General features: G+C 41.8%; 2 protein-coding genes. One reads left to right on the top strand and one right to left on the bottom strand.

Annotated elements, in window-relative coordinates; all coding sequences use genetic code 11:
- Positions 1 to 152: 152 nt before the first annotated feature.
- Positions 153 to 2993, top strand: a complete 2841-nt coding sequence (locus tag F6K22_RS32280; RefSeq protein ID WP_363274897.1) for a tetratricopeptide repeat protein — start codon at positions 153 to 155, stop codon at positions 2991 to 2993.
- Between the two features lie 847 nt (positions 2994 to 3840).
- Here F6K22_RS32280 and mnmA read toward each other — a convergent pair.
- A partial coding sequence (gene mnmA / locus F6K22_RS32275; protein ID WP_293107728.1) for a tRNA 2-thiouridine(34) synthase MnmA occupies positions 3841 to 4789 on the bottom strand: 949 nt, incomplete at its 5' end.

The following is a 4789-nucleotide window of genomic DNA, read 5'->3' as shown; positions in this document are numbered from 1 at the left end:
TACTAAAATGAGTATACCCAGTAAGGTTTATAAAATTGGAATTGATAAATGTGATTCCTATGTCGAATCCATATGCTTTCATACCATCAGATAAGAACTCATTCTTTCCTGTTTCATCGCCAAAACGATCTGTTTGATCTTTATCGGTCCTATTGCAAAGGTCAAGGGCAATCAGAGAAAAAGTATTAGGAGCAGAGCATCCAGACGTTGCTCAAAGCCTCAATAACCTAGCAGAACTGTACCGTGAGCAAGGAAAGTACACAGAAGCTTTACCCCTATACCAAAGGTCAAGAGCAATATATGAGAAAGCATTAGGAACTGACCATCCCTCGGTAGCCACCAGTCTCAATAACCAGGCATCACTGTACCAAGACCAAGGGAAGTACACAGAAGCTTTACCCCTATACCAAAAGTCTCTGGCCATCACAGAGAAAGCATTAGGAGCTGACCATCCATCTGTTGCCACCAGTCTCAATAACCTAGCTGGACTGTACCGTCAGCAAGGAAAGTACACAGAAGCTTTACCCCTATACCAAAGGTCAAGAGCAATATTAGAAAAAGCATTAGGAGCTGACCATCCACAGGTTGCCACTACCCTCAATAACCTAGCTGGACTGTACGATGACCAAGGGAAGTACACAGAAGCCTTACCCCTATACCAACAGTCAAGAGCAATATTAGAAAAAGCATTAGGAGCAGACCATCCCTTGGTTGCCACTAACCTCAATAACCAGGCAGAACTGTACCGTCAGCAAGGAAAGTACACAGAAGCTTTACCCCTATACCAACAGTCAAGAGCAATCAGAGAAAAAACATTAGGAGCAGACCATCCAGACGTTGCCAGCAGCCTCAACAATATGGCATCACTGTACCATGAGCAAGGAAAGTACACAGAAGTCTTACCCCTATACCAACAGTCAAGAGCAATATTAGAAAAAGCATTAGGAGCAGACCATCCCTTGGTTGCCACTAACCTCAATAACCAGGCAGAACTGTACCGTGAGCAAGGAAAGTACACAGAAGCTTTACCCCTATTCCAACAGTCAAGAGCAATCAGAGAAAAAGCATTAGGAGCAGACCATCCAGACGTTGCTCTAAGCCTCAACAATATGGCATCACTGTACCATGAGCAAGGAAAGTACACAGAAGCTTTACCCCTATACCAAAGGTCAAGAGCAATATTAGAAAAAGCATTAGGAGCAGACCATCCAAAGGTTGCTCTAAGCCTCAATAACCTGTCAGTACTGTACCTTGCTCAAGGAAATACAACCAGTGCCATTGAATATCTTACCCAGGCAATGGAAGTAGAAGAAACCACCCTCACTACTTTCCTCGCCACAGGTTCGGAAAGCCAAAAACAAGCCTCAATGAGCTATCTCTCAGGAACAACTCACCGAACAATATCCCTACACCTCCAAGAGGCACCCACAAACCCAAAAGCAGCTAACCTCGCCCTCACCACTATCCTTCGGCGGAAGGGTCGCATCCTTGACTCTACTATCAACTCCCTCCAAACCATCCGCGACAACCTCACCCCAGAAAACGAAAAACTCCTAGACGATCTGGCAAACACTCGCACTCAACTAGCTGCCCTCATTTACAACAAACCGGAAAATATCGCACCAGAACAATATCGCCAACAAGTCGCTACCCTCAAAGGTAAAGCAGAGAAATTAGAAGTTGACCTTTCTCTGGCAAGTGCAGCATTTGCTCAGACAACTAAACCAGTGACTATTGAAAGGATACAAGAGTTAATCCCTGCTAATGCAGCATTGGTGGAAATTATCCAATACAAACCTTTCAATGCCAAAGCTGATAAATTTAAACAACCCCACTACGCAGCTTACATCCTCCATTCCAAAGGCGCACCTCAATGGCTAGCTCTGGGAGCAGCAGAACCCATCAACAACACCATCAATGAATTTCGCAATAATTTATCACAACCCAATAGTTCCATCCAAGAAGTTGCTCGTACTTTAGAGCAACAAGTAATGGAACCCATCCGCCAAAAGTTAGGCAATGCAAAACACATCCTGTTATCCCCAGACTCCCAACTCAACCTCATTCCTTTTGCTGCTCTGGTGGATGAAAACAACCAATACTTAATCCAAAACTATAACATAACCTACCTCACCACCGGACGCGACCTCATCAAACTTGATATTGACTTCCTTGCCAAACAACCACCTGTATTAGTTGCCAACCCCGAATACGACACCCCAGGCAACCCCACTTCTGTGCGACTGGTTGCTAATAATAAGCGTGGTGACAAAAAAACTACTAGAGATTTAGGCAGTTTTTTATTTGCTCCAGAAAACTTAACTTTTGGAGCGTTACAAGGAACGAAAGCAGAAGTGGAAGCTATTGCACCGATGTTATCAAAAGTGACTCTGTTAACTGAGTCGAATGCGACAGAAAATGCGATTAAAGAAGTCAATGCTCCTGAAATACTCCATATTGCTACCCACGGTTTCTTTCTGGAAGATTTAGAAGAGGTTGCACCCCCAAGTTTAGGAGGTGGTTTTAATACTTCTATTCCTCCAGCAGCACCCAACAAATTAGAAAACCCACTGTTACGTTCGGGTCTAGCTTTAGCAGGTTTTAATCCTCGTCAAAGTGGTGATGAAGATGGAGTAATGACGGCGTTAGAAATTGCGAATTTGAGTTTGGGTGGTACAAAGTTAGTAGTATTGTCTGCTTGTGATACGGGAGTGGGAGATGTGAATGTGGGAGAAGGAGTTTATGGTTTGCGTCGAGCGTTATCTCTTGCGGGGAGTGAAAGTCAGGTGATTAGTTTGTGGCAGGTAGATGATTTTGGTACGAAAGATTTGATGGTGAAATATTATCAACGGGTTTTGAATAATGAGGGGCGTTCAGAGGCGTTAAGACAGACGCAGTTAGAGATATTGGCAACTGAGGGGTATAAGCATCCTTATTATTGGGCGTCGTTTATTCCGTCTGGAGATTGGAGAGAGATGGGAATTGAGAATTGAGAAGTTAGAAGTCAGAATTTAGAAGTAATCTCTGACTAAGTTTGATATAGCGCTACTTGAATCGGGAATAGGGAATAGGTCAGAGGGAATAGTAAACTGTCAAAGGGTTTCAGGATGCGCGAAATGTCAAATACCTGAATGAGTAGCGCTATAATTTTATATTTTAACCTATTGGGGTAGTTCTACAAATAAACACCAACTTGTCATTGCGAGGGGGGATGGGAAAAAATTAGGTTCTTGGTTTGACCATGATTCCCCCCGAAGCAATCTCATAGATACCATAGAGATTGCTTCGGCTAGTATTAATGATTTTCCCAAAAGTTTCAGTTATTTACCGTCGCCTCGCAATGACAATTTCTGAATTTAGAATTCTAAATTCTCAATTCTAAATTCCAACTTCTAGTATTAACGATTTTCCCAAAAGTTTCAGTTATTTACCGTCGCCTCCCTGGGGACAAGTTGCTATTGTCATTGCGAGGGGGGAAGGGAAAGAATTAAGTTCTTGGTTTGGCCATTATACCCCCCGTGGCAATCTCTAAAGTATCTATGAGATTGCTTCGACTAGTATTAATGATTTTCCCAAAAGTTTCAGTTATTTACCGTCGCCTCGCAATGACTTGGGTATAGTAATTATCCAGATTTTATATCATTAGGACTTAGGCAGTTATTAGGAATTATAGCAGTTTTCATTAATGTAAATTACAGAGATTTTGGCTTCAAGGTAGAAGGCAGAAGTTTTGTATTCGACATTTCTGGAAAACCGCTACAATTCCTTAATTTAATAATTCTGAATTCTCAATTCTCAATTCATAAATAATTAACTAAAATCCAGACTACAAACTAACATTTACTCCTGCTTTTCTATTATCCCTCCACCTAATAAAATATCTCCCTCATACCAAACAGCCGCTTGACCGGGAGTTATGCCAAAAACTGCTTCTTCAAACATTAACTTAACTCGAAAACCATCTAGAGGTTTCTCTTCATTAATACCCAAAGGAATAATATTTGCAGCTACAGGTAAACTGCGATATCTCACTTGCACTTCTGCGCGTATTGGCGCATTTGGTGGGCCAATAGAAACCCAGTTAACCAACTTCACAGTAGACTCCATTTTGGCCGCACTGTCGCGATCGCCCACTACTACTCGATTCATCACTGGGTCTAAGTCAATCACATATAAAGGATGAGGGGCGGAAACTCCCAAACCTTTTCTTTGACCAATCGTATAATGATGGACACCATCATGGTTTCCTAAGACTCGCCCCTCTCTGTCAACTATTTCACCTTGATGGGGAGTAATATATTTGTCTAAAAATTCCCGCATTGAACCACTAGCTTCTACCAGACATAAATCCTGACTTTCTGGTTTATTAGCAGTTTTCAAACCATATTCTGCTGCAATGAGTCGGGTTTCACTCTTGACCATTTCTCCTAGAGGAAATACTGAACCTGCCAGTAAATCCTGTGTTAAATCATACAGAAAATAAGACTGGTCTTTGTTACGGTCAACTGCACGTTTTAATAGATAGCGATCGCTTTGTGAATCATAATCAATTCGTGCATAATGCCCCGTGGCAATTTTGTCAATACCTAATTTTTCACGACCATAAACCAGCATAGGACTAAATTTTACTGTTTTATTACATTGAGAACAAGGCAGTGGAGTAATTCCGGCACTGTAACCTGTTACTAAATAGTCAACAATATTTGCCTGAAATAACTCGCGAGTATCCACAATATGATGGGGAATACCTAATTGTTCACAAATATAGGCAGCATCAACCATTCCTTCA

Origin of the sequence: Okeania sp. SIO2F4, from assembly GCF_010672385.1 — a bacterium.
Classification (GTDB): domain Bacteria; phylum Cyanobacteriota; class Cyanobacteriia; order Cyanobacteriales; family Microcoleaceae; genus Trichodesmium.
This window is presented reverse-complemented; position numbering and strand designations above follow the sequence as displayed.